The 24,151-nt window shown below is 36.7% G+C and carries 20 protein-coding genes; 16 read left to right on the top strand and 4 right to left on the bottom strand.

All coding sequences use genetic code 11. The features are described from left to right. Positions 1-32 precede the first annotated feature (32 nt). The 14 genes from pstC (at position 33) to MHH96_RS09520 (ending at position 18,293) form a co-directional block, all read left to right on the top strand. Entirely contained in the window at positions 33-947 is a 915-nt protein-coding gene (gene pstC / locus MHH96_RS09455; RefSeq protein WP_341117153.1) for a phosphate ABC transporter permease subunit PstC, read from the top strand. 1 nt (position 948) lies between these two features. Further along, on the top strand, positions 949-1,773 hold the full coding sequence (gene pstA, locus MHH96_RS09460) for a phosphate ABC transporter permease PstA (protein ID WP_047941670.1): 825 nt from the start codon (positions 949-951) through the stop codon (positions 1,771-1,773). 19 nt (positions 1,774-1,792) lie between these two features. Further along, positions 1,793-2,623: a phosphate ABC transporter ATP-binding protein PstB gene (gene pstB, locus MHH96_RS09465; RefSeq protein ID WP_047941669.1), complete on the top strand. Its 831-nt coding sequence runs from the start codon at positions 1,793-1,795 to the stop codon at positions 2,621-2,623. A gap of 12 nt (positions 2,624-2,635) precedes the next feature. Then, positions 2,636-3,295 (top strand): phosphate signaling complex protein PhoU, encoded by a 660-nt coding sequence (gene phoU / locus MHH96_RS09470; protein WP_047941668.1) that lies wholly within the window; start codon positions 2,636-2,638, stop codon positions 3,293-3,295. Positions 3,296-3,625: 330 nt separating this feature from the next. Next, the gene (locus MHH96_RS09475; protein ID WP_053215640.1) at positions 3,626-4,663 is read left to right on the top strand and encodes a substrate-binding domain-containing protein; all 1,038 of its coding nucleotides are present in this window, start codon (positions 3,626-3,628) and stop codon (positions 4,661-4,663) included. Next, complete coding sequence (locus tag MHH96_RS09480; RefSeq protein ID WP_061801251.1) at positions 4,664-6,424, top strand: sensor histidine kinase; 1,761 nt, start codon at positions 4,664-4,666, stop codon at positions 6,422-6,424. Between the two features lie 11 nt (positions 6,425-6,435). After that, a complete protein-coding gene (locus tag MHH96_RS09485; RefSeq protein WP_186325657.1) occupies positions 6,436-8,055 on the top strand; it encodes a response regulator in 1,620 nt (539 codons plus the stop codon). Positions 8,056-8,452: 397 nt separating this feature from the next. After that, on the top strand, positions 8,453-9,550 hold the full coding sequence (gene xylF / locus MHH96_RS09490; RefSeq protein WP_061801249.1) for a D-xylose ABC transporter substrate-binding protein: 1,098 nt from the start codon (positions 8,453-8,455) through the stop codon (positions 9,548-9,550). A 68-nt stretch (positions 9,551-9,618) separates the two neighbouring features. After that, positions 9,619-11,160, top strand: coding sequence for a xylose ABC transporter ATP-binding protein (locus tag MHH96_RS09495; RefSeq protein WP_341117154.1), 1,542 nt, complete (start codon positions 9,619-9,621; stop codon positions 11,158-11,160). After that, a complete protein-coding gene (locus MHH96_RS09500; protein WP_144545410.1) occupies positions 11,135-12,295 on the top strand; it encodes a sugar ABC transporter permease in 1,161 nt (386 codons plus the stop codon). The genes MHH96_RS09495 and MHH96_RS09500 overlap by 26 nt, the downstream gene beginning before the upstream one ends. Positions 12,296-12,518: 223 nt before the next feature. Continuing rightward, positions 12,519-13,502: a ketoacyl-ACP synthase III gene (locus tag MHH96_RS09505; protein ID WP_144545408.1), complete on the top strand. Its 984-nt coding sequence runs from the start codon at positions 12,519-12,521 to the stop codon at positions 13,500-13,502. A gap of 246 nt (positions 13,503-13,748) precedes the next feature. Further along, entirely contained in the window at positions 13,749-14,963 is a 1,215-nt protein-coding gene (locus tag MHH96_RS09510; RefSeq protein ID WP_341117155.1) for an MFS transporter, read from the top strand. A gap of 126 nt (positions 14,964-15,089) precedes the next feature. Beyond that, positions 15,090-16,133, top strand: a complete 1,044-nt coding sequence (locus MHH96_RS09515) for an ArsR/SmtB family transcription factor (RefSeq protein ID WP_144545406.1) — start codon at positions 15,090-15,092, stop codon at positions 16,131-16,133. Between the two features lie 939 nt (positions 16,134-17,072). Further along, positions 17,073-18,293 (top strand): MFS transporter, encoded by a 1,221-nt coding sequence (locus tag MHH96_RS09520; protein WP_082810095.1) that lies wholly within the window; start codon positions 17,073-17,075, stop codon positions 18,291-18,293. Positions 18,294-18,346: 53 nt separating this feature from the next. Here the strand turns inward: MHH96_RS09520 and fabF are convergent, their stop codons facing one another. Then, positions 18,347-19,579, bottom strand: coding sequence for a beta-ketoacyl-ACP synthase II (gene fabF / locus MHH96_RS09525; RefSeq protein WP_341117156.1), 1,233 nt, complete (start codon positions 19,577-19,579; stop codon positions 18,347-18,349). A 106-nt stretch (positions 19,580-19,685) separates the two neighbouring features. On the opposite strand from fabF, the gene MHH96_RS09530 reads away from it, so the two are divergent. Beyond that, positions 19,686-20,519 (top strand): helix-turn-helix transcriptional regulator, encoded by an 834-nt coding sequence (locus MHH96_RS09530; RefSeq protein WP_095330886.1) that lies wholly within the window; start codon positions 19,686-19,688, stop codon positions 20,517-20,519. 42 nt (positions 20,520-20,561) lie between these two features. Here the strand turns inward: MHH96_RS09530 and MHH96_RS09535 are convergent, their stop codons facing one another. Next, on the bottom strand, positions 20,562-21,422 hold the full coding sequence (locus tag MHH96_RS09535) for an SDR family oxidoreductase (RefSeq protein WP_144545400.1): 861 nt from the start codon (positions 21,420-21,422) through the stop codon (positions 20,562-20,564). A 172-nt stretch (positions 21,423-21,594) separates the two neighbouring features. Here MHH96_RS09535 and MHH96_RS09540 point away from each other — a divergent pair, with 172 nt between their 5' ends. Next, the gene (locus tag MHH96_RS09540) at positions 21,595-21,942 is read left to right on the top strand and encodes a winged helix-turn-helix transcriptional regulator (RefSeq protein ID WP_047941655.1); all 348 of its coding nucleotides are present in this window, start codon (positions 21,595-21,597) and stop codon (positions 21,940-21,942) included. 31 nt (positions 21,943-21,973) lie between these two features. On the opposite strand, the gene MHH96_RS09545 is transcribed toward MHH96_RS09540, so the two are convergent. Together MHH96_RS09545 and MHH96_RS09550 are read right to left on the bottom strand one after the other, a co-directional pair. Continuing rightward, positions 21,974-22,702 (bottom strand): amino acid ABC transporter ATP-binding protein, encoded by a 729-nt coding sequence (locus MHH96_RS09545; RefSeq protein ID WP_095330890.1) that lies wholly within the window; start codon positions 22,700-22,702, stop codon positions 21,974-21,976. Continuing rightward, positions 22,689-24,083, bottom strand: a complete 1,395-nt coding sequence (locus tag MHH96_RS09550) for an amino acid ABC transporter substrate-binding protein/permease (RefSeq protein WP_235850288.1) — start codon at positions 24,081-24,083, stop codon at positions 22,689-22,691. Before MHH96_RS09550 ends, MHH96_RS09545 begins: the two co-directional genes overlap by 14 nt. Between the last annotated feature and the right edge of the window lie 68 nt (positions 24,084-24,151).

Raw genomic sequence — 24,151 nt, forward strand, 5'->3', positions numbered from 1 at the left:
AATCTTTAGAAGTAATCTTGGAGGAAAATAGAGTGTCTATTCAAACAACCGAAAAGCAAGCCTCAGCAAGGGGCAAAGCAAATAAGAGGAAATATATGTTTGAGAAGGTTTCGGCAAGGGTTTTCTTGTTTTGTGCCCTTCTTTCCGTAATCAGCTTAGTATTAATTATTGGGTTTGTTTTCTATAAAGGGGCCCACCCTTTTATTGCAGAAGGATTTAGTTTTTTTGATTTTCTTTTTGGAGTCGACTGGGTGCCTAGTGAAGGAAAATTCGGGATATGGCCCATGATTGTCGCATCTCTGTATGCAACCATAGGAGCACTTATTATTGGAGTTCCCATCGGATTATTCACAGCCATCTTCTTGGCGGAAATAGCATCAAAGCCAATAGCTAAAATTGTTTCACCAGCCATTCAGCTTTTAGCTGGTATTCCATCAGTTTTATATGGTGTTTTTGGCCTAGCAATTATCGTACCTTTTTTACAAAATACATTAGGGTTAGTAAAGGGACAAAGTTTATTAGCGGTTATTTTAGTATTAGCAATTATGATGCTGCCAACGATTGTAACAGTCGCGGAGACAGCGATTCGCGCTGTGCCAAGAACATACCGGGAAGGATCCCTTGCGCTTGGTGTATCAGAAATTGGAACGATCTTTAAGGTTGTTGTCCCCGCAGCGAAGTCAGGTATTATGACAGCCATTGTATTGGGCTTAGGTCGAGCGATCGGTGAGACAATGGCGGTTATTCTCGTTGCTGGTAACAGTTTGATTGTGCCAGCAAGCTTAACAGATAGTATACGCCCACTGACAACAAACATTGCATTGGAAATGGGCTATGCAGCGGGGACGCATCAAGAAATGTTATTTGCAACTGGGATTGTATTGTTCTCGTTTATATTAATTTTGAATTTTGTTTTAGCGAAAATTAGTGCGAAGGGTGGCAAATAAGATGAGACAAATGAAAGATAACTTGTTACGCGGACTTCTTTGGCTTTCTGCTTTCTTGTCTGTTGCTGTCCTTGTTATGATTGTTGGATATATCTTTTATAAAGGAGCGCACTTAATCAGCTTCGATTTTATTTTTGGCGACTATTCTCCAAGTGGCGGCGGTGGAATTTGGCCGATGATTGTTACAACGATTTACACGATTGTCATTTCCTTGCTGATTGCCACACCAATAGGAATATTAGCAGCCGTTTATTTACAAGAGTATGCGAAACAAGGCCGATTGGTAAAAATAATTCGCTTTGCAACAGAAAGTTTAACAGGTATTCCCTCGATTATTTATGGTTTGTTTGGGGCAGTATTCTTTGTAACCACCTTGAAATTAGGAATGTCTATTTTAGCGGCATCTTTGACATTAACGATTATCGTACTGCCAGTTATTATCCGAACAACTGAGGAATCTTTAAAGACAGTTCCGCCTACTTATCGTGAAGGGTCATTAGCCCTTGGCACAACAAGATTGCAAACATTATATAAAGTTATTTTACCAAGTGCGATGCCAGGGATTTTATCAGGAATTATTTTATCCATCGGAAGAATAGTTGGAGAGTCAGCAGCTATTTTCTTAACGGCAGGAACAGTTGCTGCCATGCCAGAGGGCCTGCTGTCCTCCGCTCGTACGCTAACGGTTCATTCTTTTTTAGTAACACAAGAGTCTGGAGATATTGAATTAGCCGCAGCAGTTGGTATTGTGTTAATCGTCATTATTCTTGCTATAAACCTTATCGCAACATTTATATCGAAAAAGTTAAACAAAGCAGACTACTAATTTTTAAAGGGGTATGTTTATGACTACAACAGTAACGGAAAAAAGTCAAAAGAAAACAGGGAAAGCATTCTTAAAGGTTGGTCAAGAAGATACAGCTGGTGCATCGAAAATTAGTGTAAGTGACCTAAATTTATTTTACGGTGAAAAACAGGCTTTGTTTGGAGTAACTCTGGATATTGAAGAAAAGAAAGTAACAGCTTTAATCGGACCTTCTGGCTGTGGGAAGTCAACTTTCCTAAGAACATTGAATCGCATGAATGATTTAATTGATGGTGTAAAAATTGCAGGGGATATTATTATTGATGGTGAAAATATCTATTCTTCCAATGATGTTATTAAGCTTCGTACAAGAGTCGGGATGGTTTTTCAAAAGCCGAATTTGTTCCCGATGAGTATTTATGACAATGTGGCTTATGGTCCAAGAATGCAAGGTATTAAAAATAAAAAAGAATTAAATAAAATTGTCGAAGAGAGTTTGCGTGGGGCAGCGATTTGGGACGAAGTAAAAGATCGGTTAAAGACATCTGCACTTGGCTTATCGGGTGGACAACAGCAGCGTGTATGTATAGCTCGTGCCATTGCTATGAAGCCAGATGTTATTTTAATGGATGAGCCTACTTCTGCTTTAGATCCAATTTCTACATTGAAGGTAGAAGAGCTGATTACAAAAATGAAAAAAGATTATACAATTGTTATTGTTACACACAATATGCAGCAAGCAGCAAGGATTTCCGACAAAACAGCCTTTTTCTTAAATGGTGAAGTTGTAGAATATGATGAAACGAATAAGATTTTTTCTACACCAAGAGATCAGCGCACAGAAGATTATGTAACAGGTCGATTTGGATAATAGGAGGAACTAATGGTCATTCGAGAAAACTTTGAGAAGAAGCTAGGAGAGTTAAAAGAAAAAATCAGTGAAATGGGCGAAATGTCCATTACTCAGTTAGAAGAAGCTTTTGATGCTTTAAAGGCGCAAGATGTTGAAATTGCTTTAAATGTAATGGAAGAGGATAATGACATTGATAATTTAGAATCTGAAATTAATCATTTTGCGATTTGGCTAATGGCGAAGGAACAGCCAGTTGCAAGAGATTTACGTGTTGTAATTGGTGTTATCAAAATTTCCTCCGAAATTGAGCGTGTAGCTGATTTTGCCGTAAACATCGCTAAAGCAACTATTAAGATAGGAAAAGCAACTTCGCTTCTGGATTTAACCCATTTAGAGAAAATGAAGGAACTATCAATTGAAATGCTGCAAAAAGCAGTAAAATCCTTTATAGAGGAAGATATTGTGCTTGCAAAGGAAGTAAGTAAGTTAGAAGATAAAGTGGATGATTATTATTTAGAAACCTATAAAAAATTGACAGCCTATTTAAGTGAACATCCCGAAGAAACCAATCAGCTAGTTCAATTATTATTTATCAACCGTTATTTGGAAAGAACAGCTGACCATATAACCAATATGGCGGAAAGCACTGGGTATTTGATTAAAGGGAAGATTTATGATTTTAATTCCTAAGGGAAAAGCAATTCGAAAAAAAATAGACCTTTATCTCTTATCGATTGAGTTCTTATCCTAATATTAAAGTCACCAATTCAGAAGAATTGGTGACTTTAATATTGACAAAAACCTCATAATAAATAGAAAATATTGTTAACAATTATGTATTTCGTCATCTGTATCAAATTTCTTAAAATCAATTCATTTTCATCTAACTAAATTTGTGTCTTCTTTTTTATTTACTAACTATAATTTTGGTAGCGGTTTCATTTAGGTTGCATATGGAGTAACCTTTCTTTAATTTTATATGAGCTAGACCAATCAATGAGTAGGTTAGGGGAAGAAAGTATGAAAAACAAAGGCTATATCTTGTTAGTAATTCTGCTTATATTCGTTAGTGCATGTGAAAATAAACAGGCAACTAGCATTCGTATCAAAAGTAACTCCCATGAACAAGCGATCTATAAAGAGCCATTGTCTAATCAAGATAAGGAAAAGATAATTTCTTTTGTTACAAAGTCTCTTGATAATCCAGTTTTCATAGAAGCAAAGGAAGAAGCAGAACGAGTAAGCTCTCAGTTAGGGGTGAAAATGGAATGGTTAGCCCCGATGGTAGTAGATAGTCAGGAGCAAGAAAAAATAGTGGAGAGTTTAATCGAAAGAAAGGTAGATGGCATTGTTATCAGTGTCTTGGATACAAAGAAAATGACTCCGCTTATCAATAAAGCAGTATCACAAGGGATAAAGGTGGCTACTTTTGATTCAGATGCACCGGCAAGCAATCGGGCATTTTATGTTGGAACGAATAATTATGAACTTGGACAAGAAAGTGGAAAATCTTTGGTGAAAATAGTAAAAGAAAAAAATTTGCATCAGCGTCATCTCAGAGTTTTGATTATGACTGGGGTGAAGGAAAGTGTCAATATGCAAGAGAGAATCGAAGGATTTAAAGATGCAACGGAAGAATTAGATTTAGAGTTTGTTGATATGGTAGAATCCTATGATGACATAAATCGCGCTTCAGAGCTTCTAGAGAATTATGTGAAAAAGAATCCTCATTTTGACTTGTTTTTTAGTGCTGGAGCATGGCCGTTATTTTCTCCTCCTGAAGGGATGATTTCATATAAAAGGTGGAAAGAAAATGGCGGTATAGCTGTGATTGTTGATACATTTTATCCAATAGTATTTGCTGCCGATAAAGGATTAGCAGATGCGCTAGTTGGACAAGATTTTAAAGGGATGGGACGTCTTAGTGTTGAGAATATGTATAAATTAATTAATGGGGACGAAGTAAAAGAAACTATGATATATACGGGATTGGAATATGGCAATGTAGATAATTATGAAGATTTGTTAAAAAGAAAAAAGCCGTGGGAGATAAAATAAATGAGGAAATGGCTGAAATGGATCGATCGTTATAGTATCCGAACAAAAATGATTGTCTGCTTCTTGGCACTTAGTCTTATCCCGTTATTAATTCTTGGTTATCTTTCCTATCAATATTACATTAATGATCTCCAAAATAGTATCAATGTTTATACCAATGAAGTAATTGAACGTGTGGATAAAAATATAGAAACATACATTTTAGATATCGAGAATATTCTAGAAATCTATGATGATTATTACACAATTCAGTACTTAAGGCTGAATGAAGCAGGAGATATAGATGGGATACAGAAATATACTGTTCGTTTATGGGAAACGATAGAACTAATTAGGAATATGAAATCCGATTTGGTGGATATAAGAATCATTTCTCATACAGGAGAGACAATAAGCGCTCAAGGTGTATATTGGAGCGATATGAATGACCCTTTTTTTACGAATATGCGAAAAATAGATGAAGAGCAATTTGCAGTAAAGTCACCTTATATGGATATGTTTAATCGTAATGTTTTTTCTATTGGAAAGAAAATTTTATCTCCTAGTTTAAGTGAACCAGCTTATTTAATTATTGATATTGATGTAAATCTATTGAATCGAATTGTAAACGATATCAAATTAGGAGAGAAAGGGTATGTCTATTTTACAGATAGAACAGGGGAGGAAGAGTTTTTCCCGGAAGATACTAGTCATCCTATGTTTATAAAGGAACTAATGAACAATGATAGATTGTTAAATTCAGATAAAGGATCATTTGAAGAAGCTGTAAAGGGAAAGCATTATCTTGTTAACTTTAAACAATCTGAGATTACAGGTTGGAATATTATTGGGGTCACTTATGCAGATGAACTTAATGAAGACATAAATAAAATCCGGCAGATAACCCTTATAATTGCTGTGGGCAGTCTTCTGCTCGTTGTGCTAATAAGTGTTTATTTAACGAATATTTTAACAAATCCAATTCGTGATTTGCGCAGAACAATTAAACGGTTTGCAGATAATAATTTAGCCATTCGAGCACAAGTCAAAACGAACGATGAAATGGGGCAACTAGCAAATAGTTTTAATGAATTAATGAATCGAATTCAATGGCTTGTTCAAAAAACGATGGATGATCAAGTGAAAATCCGCAAAATAGAGATGAAAGCACTACAAGAATTAATAAAACCTCATTTTGTTTATAATACATTAGACTCGATTATTGGATTGTTAGAGCAAGAGCGGATTGAAGAAGCGCTTGATTTAATAGAAGCACTTGGCATGTTTTTTCGAACATCGTTAAGTCATGGAAAGGATGTCATTCTTATTGGTGCGGAAATCGAACATATTCGTAACTATTTTACGATTCAAAAGTTTCGCTTTTTTAATAAATTTGATACGAAAGTAGAAGTAGACGAAGAGATATTAAATTATGAAACGGTCAAGCTTATTTTGCAGCCATTGGTAGAGAATGCGATTTATCATGGAGTAAGACGGATGAAAGCGAAGGGGCTAATTGAAATTAAAGGAAAAGAAAAGGAGGGAGTAGTGGTTCTAGAAGTCAGGGATAATGGGGTGGGAATGTCAGTTGAAAAGGTAAATCACATTAATAATGTTCTAACAGGAATAGAGAAAATAGAGGATGAAAATGAATATTTTGGCATTCGAAATGTGAATGAGCGAATAAAATTAACCTATGGAATGGAGTATGGAATTTATTTTAAAAGTAAACCAGATGCGGGAACATCTGTAACAATCATTTTACCTATTGTAAAAATATGAGGAGGAATCCTATGTTTAATTTATTGGTTGTAGAAGATGAAGATATGATTCGTCACAAAATAATCAATAATACGAATTGGTTAAGTCATGGTTTCCAACAAGTATTTGAAGCGGAAAATGGTTCAGAAGCAGTAACAATTTTAGCTGAAAACCGTATTGATATTCTGATTACCGACATCAAAATGCCAGAAATGGATGGCATTCAATTAACAAAACATGTGAAAGAGTTTTATCCAGAAATAAAAGTAATCATTATTTCAGGTCATGCAGACTTTGACTTTGCAAGAAAGTCGATTACTTTAAAGGTTTGTGATTATATGCTAAAGCCTTTTCAATCTAAGAATCTATTAAAACTCGTATTAAATGTAAAGAAGGATTTGATTCGGGATAAGGGAGAACAAGAAAATGTAGAAAAAATGAAAAGGCAATTGCAAGAAAATAAGCATTCTTTACGAGAAAAACTAATCCAGAATCTCTTGACCAATAGTTTTGTGGGAGATCTAGAGACTGATTTGAAATATGTGGAAATGGAACATCTTAAGGATACCCCCTTTTTTGTAGCCGTCCTAAATATTGAACAACTCCAAACAGCTCGAAGTGAAATGGAGGAAAATGAAAAGTATTTATTTAATGTATCCATCTATAAGCGACTTTCTCATCTGCTAGAAAAGAAATGGGGGCAGTTTTCTGAACGTGGTCAGATAGAAAAGGGATATATCTTAAATTATAAAATGGATCAAATTGTGTTAATTGTATTCGAAGATATCGAGCGCATTAGACATCAACTAAGCAAGTTTATTCAGAAAGAATATCAGGAAAGAGGCATCTCTTTAACAATTGGTATAGGCGATAGGTATAATCAATTACTTGATTTATATTTATCCTATGAAGAAGCTTGTTCTGCAGCTGCATTAAGTCGAATTCACGGTTCTGGTGATGTGTATTTCTATCATAATATTATCAGCAACCATACTTATTACAGCAAGCAATTACATAAAATAGTAAATCATAAAATTTATCAGGATTTAAAATCTGGTGACTTTGAAGAAGTAAAAAAGGACGTAGCGGAATTGCTTGCAGAACTTAAGAATGAAAGTATTCCATATGAAGCAGTGGCAACAGCCATTAATAATATCGTATTTATGTCCTGTAAGACAATAAATGAACAAGGGTACGATGTGAACGAAATATTCGGAGAAACGGGACTACCCATCTTTAATCAAGAGAATAATTTTACTTATAAAGAAATAGAGGATTGCTTATATTCCTTTTATTCGGCTATTCATTCCTTCATCGAATCAAAACGTGGTAATCGAACAGAAAGGCTTATTATGGAAATGAAGGAGTACATGAATGAAAACTTTGCCGAGAATATTTCCCTAACGAGCCTATCCCGTGAATTTAATATAAGTCCTAGCTATTTAAGCATATTATTTCGAGAAATCACTTCCCAACATTTCAGTGAATATTTAACAAATATACGTATCCGAAAGGGGAAAGAACTGCTCAAGAATACAGATTTACGTATTAAAGAAATTGCCGCACAAATAGGGTATAGAGATGCGTATTACTTTAGCTCCGTATTTAAAAAAGTAACAGGGGTTAATCCTACTCAGTATCGGGATGAGTAAAATGGGGGGAAGGTTAACAGCAAAAGAATTGTAGTGAAACACTATGCAAAAAACATTCATCCATGATGAGTGTTTTTTTTATTCAAACTTTTAATATAGCAGTAATACTTCAACTGATGGAAGTTTTTTTTATGAAGAAGAAAATAGGAAATTCAAAAAATATTAAAGGATTATCAAAAATATTCTATTTCCAATAGTTATAAAAAAATATATCCTTTTTGTGAAAGCGTTTTATAAATGATTTAGAGGAGGGAAGAGACGAAGTCATTTCTACTCAACTATATGTTTTAGAATACGGAAAGTCGGCTTTATATTCGGTAATCAACTTATGTCTATTAATAGACCAAAGCAATCAATCCAATCTTATCGATTATCTTAAAATTAGGGGGATATTTTCATGAAAAAATGTAAGGGTTTACTTTCGTTTGTACTTATTCTATCTCTAATGTTCATCATGGCTGCATGTGGACAGGATGCAAATGGTACACCAGCAAATGAGAAAGGAAATAAGGACGGAGGAGGAACAGAAAAAAATAAGGTCACAATTGGTCTTTCTGTCTCTGATTTAACCTTAGAGCGTTGGCAACATGATCGTGATTTTTTTGTTGAAAAAGCAGAAGAGCTAGGAGCAAATGTGTTAGTACAATCAGCAAATGGTGATGAGGCAAAACAATTATCGCAAATACAAAATATGCTTTCACAAGGTATCGATGCACTAGTTATTATTGCTATCAATTCAGATGCCCTGTCAACGGTAGTAGATCAAGCTAAGGCCGAAGGGATTCCTGTGTTAGCATATGACCGATTAATTAATGGAACGGATATTGACGCCTACGTTTCATTCGATAATGTACGGGTTGGGGAAATGCAAGCAGAGTATCTTGTTGAAAAAGTACCCTCAGGAAAGTATTTCTTAATGGGAGGATCACCAACTGATAATAATGCCAAGATGTTTAGAGAAGGACAGATGAATATTATTCAGCCGCTAGTTGATAAAGGTAATATTGAAATTGTCGGTGATCAATGGGCAAAAGATTGGGATGCAAATGAAGCATTGAAAATTATGGAGAACGCTTTAACTGCCAATAAGAATGATATTGATGCAGTAGTGGCATCTAATGATAGTACTGCCGGGGGAGCAATTCAAGCACTAGAAGCACAGGATTTAGCTGGAAAAGTAGTTATCTCTGGCCAAGATGCAGACTTAGCAGGAGTGCAGCGTATTGCAGAAGGTGTTCAAACAATGACCGTTTATAAACCAATTAAGGCAATTGCAACAAAGAGCGCTGAAGTAGCTGTTCAACTAGGAAAAGGAGAAAAAGTGTCATCTGATTCAACTGTTAATAATGGAAAGATAGATGTGCCATTTATAAAATTGGATCCAATTAAAGTAGGTAAAGAGAACATTGTTGACACTGTAGTTAAAGATGGATTCCATTCATATGATGATATCTATAAAAATGTTCCAGAAAATGAACGACCAGAACGTCCGTAAGTCTCAAAATATTTAATTAAGGGGAGAGCAGCTAATGCTTTCCCTGACTAATAGGTGGTGAATGAATAATGGACACATATGCGCTTCAAATGAAAGGGATTGTGAAAGAATTTCCGGGTGTTAAGGCTTTAGATAATGTTACTTTTTCCGTAAAGAGGGGGGAGATTCATGCCCTTTGCGGAGAAAATGGTGCGGGGAAATCAACATTAATGAAAATCTTAAGTGGCGTTTATCCACATGGAACTTACGAAGGAGAAATCATCATTAATGGTCAAACAGTACAATTTAAATCTATTAAAGAATCGCAGGAGGCAGGAATTGGTATTATCTATCAAGAGCTTGCGCTTGTAGGGGAAATGTCAGTAGCCGAGAATCTTTTTCTTGGTCATGAGTTAATGAGAAAAAGAATAATCAATTGGAATGAAATTTATGTAGAGGCCCAAAAGTGGCTCGATCATATTGGGTTAAATATTGATCCGCAAACAAAAGTTGCCGATTTAACAGTCGGGAAACAGCAACTGGTAGAAATAGCAAAAGCTTTAACGAAAAAAACAAGCATACTCATTTTGGATGAACCAACTGCTGCTTTAACAGAAAGTGATGTAGAAATCTTAATCCATTTATTGCAAGATCTACGTTCACAAGGAGTTACCTGCATCTATATTTCTCATAAATTAGGAGAAGTTATGTCACTTGCTGATTCGGTCACCATATTAAGAGATGGCCAGACGATAAGCACTAATTCCATTGAGGAATTATCAGAGGATAAAATAGTCACAAAGATGGTTGGAAGAGAATTAACAGAACTGTTCCCATATGAGGAGCATGCTATTAGTAAAGAAAATATTTTAGAAGTGAAAGACTATACTGCCTATGATGAGCAAGGAAATAAAATCATTAATCAAGTTTCCTTTTTACTTAAAAAGGGAGAAATCTTAGGATTTTCAGGATTAATGGGAGCTGGACGATCAGAATTATTTATTAGTCTCTTCGGTGGATTCAAAGGAAAAAAAGAAGGAAAGGTCATCATAGATGGAAAAGAAACAAATATCCAAAAACCTGCTGATGCAATTAAAGAAGGATTAGCGTATGTTTCAGAGGACCGTAAGCGCTACGGTCTTGTGTTAGGAATGGATATAACAAAAAATACGACGTTAGCGGCGTTAAATAAAGTTGTTAAGCTAAATGTTATTGATCAGGCATTAGAAGTGAAAAGTGCAACAGATATAACGGAAAAAATGAAGTTGAAAGCACCGAGCTTAGAAGCAAGAGTTGGACAACTAAGTGGTGGAAACCAACAAAAAGTAGTTCTAAGTAAGTGGCTGTTAAATAACCCGAAAATATTAGTTCTTGATGAACCGACAAGAGGAATTGACGTTGGAGCGAAATATGAAATCTATAAGATTATTAATGAACTTGTCCAACAGGGGGTCGGAATTGTTATTATTTCATCTGAACTGCCTGAAGTATTAGGAATGTCAGATAGAGTGCTAGTTATGGCTGAGGGTGAAATTTCTGGCGAATTTTTACGTGAAGAAGCTACCCAAGAAAAAATTATGACATGCGCCACAGGAGGGAAGAAAAATGAATATTCAACATCAAACAGTTGAAGAGAGCAAGAAAAGAGAAATAAGCTTTAAAGTGGATATGCAATCTTACACACTTATTATCGCTCTACTATTGATTGCATTAATATTTGGTTTTTTCACTGGAGGTGAATTTCTTTCTTCCCGAAATATCTCTAACTTATTTACGCAAATGTCCGTTATTTCCGTCCTTGCTATTGGGATGACGCTAATAATTGTTGCAGGTCATATTGATCTATCAGTTGGAGCATTAGTAGGATTAACAGGAGGAATCGCGGCAATTTTGCAAGTCTGGTATGATTGGAATACTCTTTTAGTAGTCCTTTGTGCAGTAGTCGTGGGAGTGCTTTTAGGATTATGGCAAGGATGGTGGGTTGCTTACCGAGCTGTTCCTGCCTTTATTGTTACACTAGGAGGAATGCTTATCTTCCGAGGTATACTCATTGGTATAAGTAAGGGACAAACAGTCGCACCAATGAGTGATAGTTTTAAAAAAATTGGAACTAGTTATTTTCCATACATTCCTGGATATATTCTTGCATTAGTTAGTATCGCTTTGTTATTCCTTTGGACGACCAAACATCGTACAAAACGAAAAAATATGGGCTTAATGATCCCTGCTGCTAAGATAGACTATGGTAAGACTGTAGCCTATTCCTTTTTTATCCTGCTAGCAACCTATATGTTGAATCGGTATTTAGGTATTCCAATTCCAATCTTAATCGTTTTAGCAATTGCTGCAATTTTTATCTTTATTTCAAATAAAACGCCTTTCGGCCGATATGTCTATGCAATTGGGGGAAACCAAGAGGCAGCGGCATTGTCAGGGATTAATATAAAATGGAATACGCTGTGGGTGTTTATTACGATGGGAGGACTTGCTGGTGTGGCGGGTGTTCTGTTAACAAGTAGATTAAATGCAGCAACCGTAAGTGCGGGGAATATGTATGAGCTTGATGCGATTGCTGCATGTGTTATCGGTGGAACTAGTCTAATAGGAGGAAAAGGAAAAATTGTTGGAGCGCTAATTGGTGCTTTAATTATGGCTAGTATCGATAATGGGATGAGTATGATGAATATCCAAACCTTCTGGCAGTATATAGTAAAAGGGCTTATTTTAATTATTGCCGTTTGGATTGATATATCAAGCAAGAAGTAAATGAATAATAGGTTAGTTTAATCGGAATGGAAGAATCCTTACCTTGTAAAAAGGTGAGGATTTTTTGTGGTGAAAATAGGTAAAGCAAATACAACGAAAAAAACATATTCTAAAGAGAGATGAGCGAATATTTTTAAAGTAGAGAATAAAATTGCATAAAATTAGTACCAGGTAATAGTAATTGGTGTTAAAATAAAAGTAAATGAATAATGAGGTGATGTGAATGTCAATTTCCAAAGCGCGTATTACAGCGATTGGTTCATACGTTCCCGAACGTATTTTAACAAATAATGATTTAGAAAAAATGGTGGAAACAAATGATGAGTGGATTGTAAAGCGAACAGGTATTAAGGAAAGAAGAATTGCGGATGAGCAGGAATTTACAAGCAATCTTAGCTATAAAGCAGTCCTTGATTTAATGGAACGATACGATAAAACAGTTGATGATGTTGATTTAATCATTGTTTGTACGATGACTCCTGAATATAAAACACCGAGTGTGGCTTCCAGCCTGCAGGCTAAGCTAGGAATAAAGAATACAGGAGCAATGGATTTAAATGCAGCCTGTGCAGGATTTACTTATGGATTATATGTAGCCAATGGATTGGTTACATCTGGACTAAATAAAAAAGTTTTGGTTGTAGGGGCGGAAACATTATCCAAAATTACAGACTTTACGGATCGAACAACATGTATTCTTTTTGGAGATGGAGCAGGAGCTGTACTGGTAGAGTATGATGAAACAGAACCAAGCTTTCTTTCTTCTCATATCGGATCAGAAGGAGAAGGGGGGCAGCATTTATATTGCACCAGTCTAGCTACTCAAATGAATGGTGTTGACTTACAGGGAAATGGCTGTATTGTTCAAAATGGGAGAGAAGTCTATAAATGGGCTGTTAAAACAGTTACTAATGGGATGAAAATTGTTGCTGAAAGAGGAAATAGGACTTTAAATGAGATAGATTGGTTTGTCCCCCATAGTGCGAATTTAAGAATGCTAGAATCCATTTGCGAGAAAAGTAATTTTCCAATCGAACAAACTTTATATAGTTTAGTTAACTACGGAAATACCTCTTCTGGTACGATCCCATTGTCATTGGATATCGGAGTGAAAGAAGGGAAATTAAAGCAAGGGGATCATGTATTATTATATGGATTCGGCGGTGGTCTAGCACATGCTGGATTATTAATTAAATGGACGATTTGATAAGAAGAAACGGTGGCTTATTAGTAGAATCAAACGTTTGTTTAATCAAAAAGCTTATTTCCTTTAAAAACAGAAGCAAGAAGTTACTCCTTTATGATAAGATGAGTGTAACAAAATCTTAGAATATGCCTTATCCCCCTGGCTTATCTACTTAGAAGGAGTATGTATCAGAATGAACTGTCCAATTTAATAATCTCCGTTATTAATGAATAACTTAATTATTTTTTAATTAGCGGGGGATAAAGCATGAAATTAAATAAGAACTTTACATTATTATTGAATGGGCAGTCTTTTGCCAATATAGGGGATGTCCTCTATATGGTGAGTATTATTAATTTGATCTATACCGTAAAGGAATCAGCAACAGCGGCATCATTTGTGCCGTTTACGATTACAACTAGTATGTTTATATCAAGTATTTTAACACCACTTTTCGTGAGAAAAATTCGATTGAATCGGTTATTAGCTGGATCCCAAATGGGAAAGACCGGATTGCTCTTACTACTAGGGTTTATCTTACCAGGAATAACAGAAGCGAATTACTTTATCATCTTTATGATTATAGGTCTTATCGCATTTCTTGATGGCTGTGCCAATCCAATTACAAGAACTTTAATTCCATATTATGTTAGACCGGAAAAATTAATGAAAGCAAATGGGATGGTAGAAACAGTGACACAGCTGATTCAGGCCGGAATGTGGTTTGTAGGAAGCTTGTTTCTTCTTTTTTTAAGTCCACAGAATCTTATTTGGTTTGTTTGCTGTTTATTTTTTGTCTCAAGTTGTTTATTATGCCTTTTAGAAAACGTAGATGGGAAAACAATAGAGTCAGCGGGGAAACTAGAACAAATAAAAGCGGGCTGGAAAACACTGTTTCATACGCCTGTGTTAAGAAAAATGGCTTTCGTGGAATCTTTAGAAAGTCTCGCTGGAACGGTATGGATTGCAGCTGTTTTATACGTGTTTATTCAGGATGCTTTAAAGGTGGACCAACAGTGGTGGGGCTTTATGAATGGAACATTCTTTTTAGGATTAATTTTGGGAAGTCTCTATTGCATGAACTATTCTTCTTTTGTGGAAAGAAAATTAGGAGCGTTTTTAGCAGCAGGCTCTTTTATAAGCTTTCTACTAACGATTTTATTTAGTTTAAACAGCATTCCTATCCTTGCATTAGGTATATCATTCGGTGTTGGTATTGTTACACAAATAAAAAGTATACCGCAGCAAACTGTTATTCAAACCAGCGTCCCCAAAGAACAGCTATCAACCGTGTACACTTCTCTTGGAGCAATTGGTACAGGGATTTTCGGGATAGGCTCCTTATTGATGGGGTTACTGGCAGACTTATTAGGGGTAAGGATAGTCTTCGTTTTCTCAGGTGTTCTCCTTGCATTGGTCAGTATGATTATATATAAAAATAAATCTTTATTTCGTATTCAAAGCCATTTAGAAAAAGAGTAAATGTCATTTATCGAAAACTCGACCTTAACCAATAGGTCGAGTTTTTTGAATGAGATATTCTAAAAATATTGAATGTATAATTCGAATGATTTAGAATAAAAGAAAATAGATGGAGGTGTTTTGCTAATGAAAGTATTTAGTACAACAGGTCGGAAACAAGAAACATATCAAGTTGAAATGAATTATTCTTTATTATGGGAATGTGCATTGGGGATCGCTGCGATTACCAATGAACGTTTACTAGATTCATTAGATCAGCCGATGAGTTATTGGAAAAATGTCCGAACAAACCTTTCTCAGAATTTACAAGCGCAACTAGACTACGTAGAAGCGAATAATACATGGAAAGCATTACTGCAATTACTTCATCAACAGGATTTTGCGAGTCTGGACGTATTTACTGAATATATAAATAAACTAACGGAGAGAGAATTAATCTATCAATGTATTCCGTTTATAAGTGAAAGCCATCAACCTATCAGAGAGCAAGCAGCCGCTAGAAGCAGAGAAGCGATAGAACAGTTAAAAGAAGCTACAAAAGATAACCCTTTTTTCCCAACCTATATTTCTTTTATCTGCCAAGTTGATTCTCAGCAATTAAAGCAGCATCTCATCACCGTGATGAGTGGATGGTATGAAGCAGTTATAGAACCAGATAGAGAAAAACTTACATCCATTTTACAAACAGATGTCTCCATAAAGGAAAAAATGAGACAGAAAATGAATCCAGAAGAATTTGTAGAATGGGCTACAGGAGGAATACGATATACACCCGAGCCGAGTGTTCATAAAGTATTACTCATTCCTCAATACATCTATCGTCCGTGGAATATTACAGCAGATATAGAAGGGACAAAAGTCTATTACTACCCGGTTTCCAATGAAAGTATTTCGCCGAGCGATAAATATATGCCGAGTAACTTTCTAGTTTTAAAGCACAAGGCATTGGGCGATGAAGTTCGACTAAGAATGGTAAAACTATTATTTGAACAAAGTCGAACGCTCCAAGACATAACAGAAAAATTAGAAATGGGAAAATCCACGATTCACCATCATTTAAAAATATTGAGATCAGCACAGCTAGTAGGAATAGAAGATGGAAAATATGTATTAAAAAGGAGTGCAATTACCTCTTTAGCAAAAGAATTAGAGCAATACATTCAACAATAAACGATTTGAAGGAGATTAAAGAATTAAAGAGTGAAAGGAGGGATATCTTATCTAGAGTAGGGAGAGGAGTTAGCTAAAGGAGGTGGTATATCAGCCAAACTGGAGGGTATATCAGCCAAAGGGAGGAGGGAATCAGCCAAACTAGGAAAATATCAGCCAAAGGGAGGGGGAAATCAGCCAAACTGGGAAAATATCAGCCAAAGCGGGAAGAGAATCAGCCAAACTGGGAAAATATCAGCCAAAGGGAGGAGGAAATCAGCCAAACTAGAGAAATATCAGTCAAAGCGAGGGGGAAATCAGCCAAACTAGGAAAATATCAGCCAAAGGGAGGGGGGAATCAGCCAAACTGGGAAAATATCAGCCAAAGCGGGGAGGAAATTAGCCAAACTAGGAAAATATCAGCCAAACTAGAGAAATATCAGCCAAAGCGGGGAGGAAATCAGCCAAACTGGGAAAATATCAGCCAAAGCGGGGAGGAAATTAGCCAAACTAGAGAAATATCAGCCAAAGGGAGGAGGAAATCAGCCAAACTGGGAAAATATCAGCCAAAGGGAGGAGGGAATCAGCCAAACTGGGAAAATATCAGCCAAAGGGAGGGGGAAATCAGCCAAACTAGAGAAATATCAGCCAAAGCGGGAAGAGAATCAGCCAAACTAGAGAAATATCAGCCAAAGGGAGGAGAGAATCAGCCAAACTGGGAAAATATCAGCCAAAGGGAGGAGAGAATCAGCCAAACTGGGAAAATATCAGCCAAAGCGAGGGGAAATCAGCCAAACTGGGAAAATATCAGCCAAAGGGAGGGGGAAATCAGCCAAACTGGGAAAATATCAGCCAAAGCGGGGAGAGAATCAGTCAAACTGGGAAAATATCAGCCAAAGCATCCAAGATGAGAAGCCAAATCACCAATCAACTCACCAAACCAAAGAAAGTGGTGTTCATTTGAATATTTTTCGCAATAAATCATTCACGTTTATGTGGATTGGAAATGGGATATCGGAGTTAGCGGGAGCCTTTGGGACCTTTTGCAACTCGTTATTAATCTATGAAATTACTGGTTCATCTTGGGCATTAGGCAGTATGTGGCTATTATATTTTCTGCCTTCTCTCATCCTTCAGCTTTTTATTGGGCCATACCTTGATCGTTGGAGTAGAAAATGGATGATGATTTTTGCTCTCTGGAGTAGAGGCATGATATTTCTTTTTCCTCTCATTGGGTTTGTAACAGACACATTAGTACCGTGGCATGTTTATATTGTTCAAGTCATCATTGGATTAATAACTCCGATTTATTCTCTTGCTAATCAAGCCATACTGCCTAATCTTGTTTCGAAAGAGCAATTAAGTAGTGCTAATGCCTATGTAGAAGGGATGGCCAGATTAATGACGTTCGCAGCGCCAGTTGTGGCAGGGATTGTCATTGAATATATCGGAATTGGCAGTACTTTATTGTTTATTTGTACGGCGCTGATGCTTAGTGGATGTCTTTTGCTGGGGATTATGGAAGTAAGAGAAGCGAAAGTGGAAAGAAAAACATGGGCAGTGGAATTTATGGAGGGGGTTCGCTACTTTTTTCAACAAAAAACGATTGTGTGGTTAGGGATTTTTTTAGCATTTGTTCAATTTGGGGTAGGGGTCACAATGGTGATTAATATTCCCTATATTAAAACAGTGCTAAATGGAAATAATGCCATGTACGGTTATTTTATGGCGGGTTTTCCTTTAGGATATATGTTTGGAACCTTACTTGTTGGCAAAATCAAAATCCAATCACGGAGACGCTTGATGCTAGGGGCACTATTAATAGGAGGAGTGACATACATTAATTTAGGAATAACAAGTTCGCTCATTTCAGCCATCGTAACGGAAATCGTTGCTGGCATCACCATGGCATTTTTCAGCATACATAATATTACGATTTGTCAGCAAACCGTTCCCAATCATTTAATGGGCAAAATTATTTCGGTCCGATCCTTTATCATTCGAGCGCTGATGCCGCTAGGCGTAATAGCAGGCGGAGCATTAAGTGAATTATGGGGGATCCGGCCTTTATACGTTTTAATTGGAGCAATAATTACTACTGTATCTTTAGTGGGACTATTGATTCCTTACTTTGCCTTTTTGGATAAAGAAAGCACCGATAAAAACAAGCTGGCTGCTTAATCTATTAAGAAAGACTAGGAAATGGATTCATTCCTTTTTCCTAGTCTTTTCTATTAATATTTCTTTAACAAAATTGCTGAGTTATGACCGCCAAAGCCAAAGGAATTAGAGAGACCAATGGATATTCCGGCTTTTCTTGCTCCTTCTGGAACATAGTCTAAATCACAGTCTGGGTCTGGAGTTTCCAAATTAGTAGTTGGCGGGATAATCCCTTCTCTCAAGCTCTGTACTAAAGCAATTGCTTCCGCTCCACCAGCAGCACCAAGCATATGACCAAGCATGGACTTATTAGCTGTCACAGGGATTTTATAGGCGTCTTCTTCAAATAATTTCTTAATCGCTAATGTTTCCGAGAGATCGCCGACAGGCGTACTGGTTGCATGGGCGCTAATCACATCTACATCAGAAGGAGAAATATTTGCTTTAGTTAATGCCCGCTTCATAGCAAGATATGCTCCTCTTCCTTCTGGATGGGTAGCCACCATATGATGGGCATCTGAGCTTGCACCATATCCAATGATTTCAGCTAAAATGGGAGCATTACGCTTTATAGCATGTTCCAAGTCTTCCACTACTAAAATAGCTGCCCCTTCACTCATCACGAATCCATCTCGATTTTTATCAAAAGGTCTACTTGCTGAAGCAGGTTCGTCATTTCTTGTCGATAATGCTCTGGCATTCCCGAAGCTTGCTAAGGAAAGATTCGTAATTGCAGCCTCCGCTCCGCCCGCAACCATCACATCTGCATCACCATTTCGAATCGTATGAAAGGCTTCCCCAATCGATGTATTTCCAATGGAACAAGCTGTTACCGGAGAGAGGGAAGGACCTTGAGCTCCGAATTTAATACTAATTTGCGCTGCAGCTGCATTGGAAATCATCATCGGTACTAAGTTAGGACTGACTCGATTAGGACCTCTTTGATTCAATGTATTTACATTATCGATAAGGGTGGTCAAACCGCCGATTCCTGATCCTACATAAACACCCATTCGCTCTTTATCTATTGAATCTAAGTCTAACTGTGAATTTGTTAAGGCTTCTTCTGCAGCAGCTAACGCAAACTGGCTAAATCGGTCCAATTTTTTTGCTTCTTTTGCTCCCCATCTTTCATCTGGATGAAAGTCAGTTACTACTCCAGCTATTCTTGTTTTGGAATTAGATACATCTAAATGGTCGATAGAAAGGATTCCCGATTCACCCTTTAAGAGGTTCTGCCAATATTCATCCACGTTATTTCCTAACGGTGAAATAATTCCCATTCCAGTGACAACAACTCTTTTCACGATTTTTCCCCCATTCCTTTTTTCTTTATTGTATCCTTTTCTTATCCTATTACAAGTTGTAGTTTATACTAGTATAAATAGTACTAGCTTAAAAAGGAGAATGGATATGAATAGAGATATAAGGCTAGAAGCACTCTCGGAATTTTTGAAAACAAAGCGCTCTAAGATACAGCCGCAAATGGTTGGACTCCCAGCTGGAACGAGAAGAAGAACAGCAGGACTCCGCCGTGAGGAAGTGGCACAATTAGCTGGAGTAAGCACTACCTGGTATACCTGGCTAGAGCAAGGTAGAGATATTAAAGTGTCTATCTCTGTTCTCGAAGCAGTAGCAGATGCGCTGCAATTAAATTCGGATGAGCGAAAATATGTATATGGATTAGCGTTTGAGGAGGGAAATTCTTTTTTTCCTAAAGAGGCGGAAGAAGACATGATGACTCCAGCCTTAGAAAGAATTTTAAAGGAACTTCGCTACTGTCCAACTATTATAACGGATCGCCGTTCTTTTATCGTCGGCTGGAATGAAGCCGCCAAGCAAGTATTCCTAGACTTTGAAAAAATCCCATCGGAAAAAAGAAATCTCATCGAATTGCTTTTTTCCAGAAAAGAACTAAGAGCATTGGCAGTTAATTGGGAGGACTTTGTAAAAGGATTTATTTCCATCTTTCGCACTTATTTAGGACAATATATGGCCGATGAGTGGTATCAAGAATTTATCGAAGACATGAAAAAGAACTATCCAGACTTTAATAGGATGTGGAATGAAAGTGAAGTAAGTTCTGCTCCTGAGGTATTAATTGAATTTCGCCATTCCAAGGCAGGAAAAATGATTTATAATTTAACCTCCTTACAAGTTCATGGCGCAAATGATTTAAGATGTAGTATTTATACGCCTGTTGATGGAACAGGGACGGAGGAGAAGATTAAGCATTTGATGAAATGAAAGAAGGGACACAGTCGATTTTTGTGTCCCCTTTCCTGTTTATTAAGAATTAGAAATAAGCTTTCTAACTCCATCCACTACAGGTGTTTCCGAACGGCCCAGCAATTTTTCAAAATCATTGCTTTCAATGTCTAAAGTACCTTCGCGAATATCCTTTTGAATTGCTACAAGCATAGGAACAACAAAATCTGGTATGCCAGCTTGTGTCATTATTTCTGCATATTTACTGTCATCTACATGTTGGACAGGTACTTCTTTTCCAATCACCTGGCTAACAGCAGCAGCGATCTCTTCTTGTGATAAAGGTTTGCCAGAAAGTTCATAAATCGTATTTTCGTGTCCTTCACCGGCTAGCACTTCTGCTGCAGCTTCTGCATAGTCCTGCTGTAGAGCCCAGCCGACCTTTCCGCTGCCAGCAGAGGTAACCCACGGTGCTCCACTTTGAACTCCTTGAATAGTAGAAAGCTCATTTTCTAGGTACCAGTTATTACGTAAGAAGGAATAAGGGATACCTGTTTTTTGAATAGCAATCTCTGTTGCTTTATGAACTTCAGCAAGGAAGTTAGTGCTTTCCTGTGCATTCACAATACTTGTATATGCGATAAAGGAAACACCAGCGTTTTTAGCAGCATCGACAGCATTATTGTGTTGGCGAATTCTAGTTTCTGTATCTCCATCTGCTGAAATAATTAATAGGCGATCGATTCCTTTGAAGGCTGCTGCCAAAGTTTCTGGCTGATCGAAATCTCCATGGCGAACATCTACGCCTTTTGCGCGTAAATCCTCTGCTTTTTCTGGATTGCGTACACTGACAGCAAGCTGATCAGCAGGTACTTTTGCTAATAAAACATTTACGATTTTAGATCCAAGTTTACCAGTAGCGCCTGTTACTAATAGTTTCATTTGAAATTCCCTCCAATTAATGTTTTTCTTTCATTATAACCCAACGACTTTAACAAGATGTGTTGTTGGATATCCAATATAGGTATATAGTATATTCATAGTAAAAAAAATGAAAGTAGTTATTTTTTTATAACATAGTCACATAAATAGTACCATTGGAAGGAGAGAGAAAATGGCACGTTTTTTTGTTCAAAATGAATCTGTCTCAATCGATGAGGAGGGTTTTTGTCCTGTAACTTATACACAAAATTTAACGGCGGGAAGATGGAAGATTATTATCTTATGGCATTTAAGTCAGGGGACAAAACGGTTTAATGAATTGCAAAGACTATTGCCTGGCATATCAAAAGGGATTTTAACAAGGCAGTTAAGAGAATTAGAAGCAGATCAAATGGTGCACAGAGAAGTTTATAAAGAAGTGCCTCCCAAAGTGGAATATTCCTTAACAGAAAAGGGAGTTAGCTTTATTCCTATTCTTGATTTAATGGGAGAGTGGGGGAAAAAGCATTTTAAGGAATAAAAATGGGGACAAATAATTGTCCCCATTAGCTTTACAATACTTTATTCAAGAAATCTTTTGTACGCTCATTTTGTGGGTTTCCAAAAATCTCTTGTGGTGTGCCCTCTTCCACGATATAGCCATTATCCATGAAGATTACGCGGTCTGCTACTTCTCTAGCGAAGCCCATCTCATGTGTAACAATTACCATCGTCATTCCTTCTTGAGCTAATTGCTTAATAACGTTTAATACTTCTCCGACCATTTCAGGATCAAGTGCACTTGTTGGCTCATCGAACAGCATAATATCAGGGTTCATCGCAAGGGCGCGTGCAATGGCAACCCTTTGCTTTTGACCGCCAGACAATTTAGAAGGATTTTCATTAGCTTTATCCTTTAAGCCGACACGGTCTAATAGTTGTAAGGCTTTTTCCTTTGCTTGCTGTGGCGTTGCTTTTTTCAAATCAACTGGAGCAAGGGTGATATTTTCCAAAACCGTTAGATGTGGGAAAAGATTGAAATGCTGAAACACCATTCCGATATTTTCTCTGATTTTGTTAATATCATTTTTTTTATCCGTTAATTTAAAGTCATTTACAACAACTTCGCCACTTGTAACTTCTTCTAACATATTTAAACAGCGAAGAAGGGTACTTTTTCCGGAGCCAGAAGGACCGATTAAACAAACAACTTCGCCCTCTGTTACCTGTAAATCAATCGATTTTAAAACTTCAAGATTACCATATGATTTTTTCAGATTCGTCACATTAAGCTTGGCCATTTTTAATCCTTCTTTCTAATCGATTTGATACTTTTGTTAGAATCATAATGACGATAAAGTACATAATTCCGACGATTAGCCACATTTGGAATGATTCTAAGTTTCTTGCAATAATAATTTTTCCGCTTTGTGTCAATTCGTTAATACCGATAATGGAAAGAATAGACGTATCTTTTAGTGTAATAACAAATTGGTTAATAAATGCTGGAATCATTAATTGGATAGCCTGTGGAAGCACTACCTTTCTCATTGCTTTTCCATAAGGAAGTCCTAAACTGCGCGCAGCCTCCATCTGCCCTTTATCAACGGATTGAATTCCTCCGCGAACAATTTCAGCCATATAAGCACCAGCGTTTAAACTTAATGTAATAAGACCGGCAGCAACTGCTGTAATTCGGAAGTCAAGAGCTGCTGGAATTCCGAAGTAAATAAAGAATGCTTGGACAATTAATGGTGTTCCTCGGAAAATATCAATGTATATACCAGCAATTGTTCGTAAAACTTTACTTTTTGCAATACGTAATAGTCCAAAGATAATTCCTAGTACAGTTGCAATTAATAGAGAAACGACTGTTAAGATAAGTGTCATTTTTAAACCAGATAATAAGCTTGGGAAGCTCTCTTTTAATAAACCAAAAAAGCCACTCTTAGCTTCTTCATCTGATCCAGTTTCTAAGTATTTATCTAATATTTCTTGATATTCTCCAGATGCCTTTAGATTGGCTAATCCAGTGTTGAACATTTCAAGAAGCTCTGTATTTTGTCCTTTGGAAACAGCGAATCCATAAGAGGCTCCTGCTTCTTTATCTGTTACACTTTTTAAGCCATTTCCTTGCTTGATTCCATATGCTAATACTGGATAATCATCAAATACAGCCACGGAATTTCCAGTTCTTACTTCCTCGTACATATTAGCAGAATCATCGAATGTTACGATGGAAAAACCATATTTGTCTTTGATGCTTTCTGCAAAGCTTGCACCCTCTGTTCCTGTTTTAACAGCAACCTTTTGACCTTTCAAGTCTTTATAGGAGGAGACTTTATCATTATCGCTGTCGACGGCCATAATGATACCAGAATCAAAATAGGGTTCCGAGAAATCAAATTTCATTTGTCGTTCTTCTGTTATGCTCATCCCGGCAATAACAGCATCCACTTGTTTTGATTCAAGTGCTTGAACAGCTGCGTTAAATCCAAGTGGCTTCATTTCATATTTGAAACCTTGATCTTTCGCAATAGCAGCCATTAAATCCATATCGATTCCGACGAAGTCGCCATTTACATCCTGAAATTCAAATGGTGCAAATGTAATATCTGTTGCAATCTGATATACTTTCTCCTTTGCTTCTGCTTTTGATATAGGAGAAATAATATTCAGCATAGTTAAGATAACTACGAAGAATAAAACTAATTTAGACATCCTTTTCTTTTCTTTCATTCGTGCAACTC

The organism is Niallia sp. FSL K6-0212 (genome assembly GCF_038007605.1).
Lineage (GTDB): Bacteria > Bacillota > Bacilli > Bacillales > Cytobacillaceae > Niallia > Niallia circulans.

Bases quoted from the DNA above. Each gene is read 5' to 3' on its own strand.
- MHH96_RS09475 (WP_053215640.1), top strand. From the start codon at position 3,626: ATGAAAAACAAAGGCTATATCTTGTTAGTAATTCTGCTTATATTCGTT.
- pstB (WP_047941669.1), top strand. From the start codon at position 1,793: ATGACTACAACAGTAACGGAAAAAAGTCAAAAGAAAACAGGGAAAGCA.
- MHH96_RS09495 (WP_341117154.1), top strand. From the start codon at position 9,619: ATGGACACATATGCGCTTCAAATGAAAGGGATTGTGAAAGAATTTCCG.
- MHH96_RS09515 (WP_144545406.1), top strand. From the start codon at position 15,090: ATGAAAGTATTTAGTACAACAGGTCGGAAACAAGAAACATATCAAGTT.
- MHH96_RS09550 (WP_235850288.1), bottom strand. From the start codon at position 24,083: ATGCTGAATATTATTTCTCCTATATCAAAAGCAGAAGCAAAGGAGAAA.
- MHH96_RS09530 (WP_095330886.1), top strand. From the start codon at position 19,686: ATGAATAGAGATATAAGGCTAGAAGCACTCTCGGAATTTTTGAAAACA.
- phoU (WP_047941668.1), top strand. From the start codon at position 2,636: ATGGTCATTCGAGAAAACTTTGAGAAGAAGCTAGGAGAGTTAAAAGAA.
- MHH96_RS09535 (WP_144545400.1), bottom strand. From the start codon at position 21,422: ATGAAACTATTAGTAACAGGCGCTACTGGTAAACTTGGATCTAAAATC.
- MHH96_RS09545 (WP_095330890.1), bottom strand. From the start codon at position 22,702: ATGGCCAAGCTTAATGTGACGAATCTGAAAAAATCATATGGTAATCTT.
- MHH96_RS09485 (WP_186325657.1), top strand. From the start codon at position 6,436: ATGTTTAATTTATTGGTTGTAGAAGATGAAGATATGATTCGTCACAAA.
- MHH96_RS09510 (WP_341117155.1), top strand. From the start codon at position 13,749: ATGAAATTAAATAAGAACTTTACATTATTATTGAATGGGCAGTCTTTT.
- xylF (WP_061801249.1), top strand. From the start codon at position 8,453: ATGAAAAAATGTAAGGGTTTACTTTCGTTTGTACTTATTCTATCTCTA.
- MHH96_RS09505 (WP_144545408.1), top strand. From the start codon at position 12,519: ATGTCAATTTCCAAAGCGCGTATTACAGCGATTGGTTCATACGTTCCC.
- MHH96_RS09540 (WP_047941655.1), top strand. From the start codon at position 21,595: ATGGCACGTTTTTTTGTTCAAAATGAATCTGTCTCAATCGATGAGGAG.
- MHH96_RS09500 (WP_144545410.1), top strand. From the start codon at position 11,135: ATGAATATTCAACATCAAACAGTTGAAGAGAGCAAGAAAAGAGAAATA.
- MHH96_RS09480 (WP_061801251.1), top strand. From the start codon at position 4,664: ATGAGGAAATGGCTGAAATGGATCGATCGTTATAGTATCCGAACAAAA.
- pstA (WP_047941670.1), top strand. From the start codon at position 949: ATGAGACAAATGAAAGATAACTTGTTACGCGGACTTCTTTGGCTTTCT.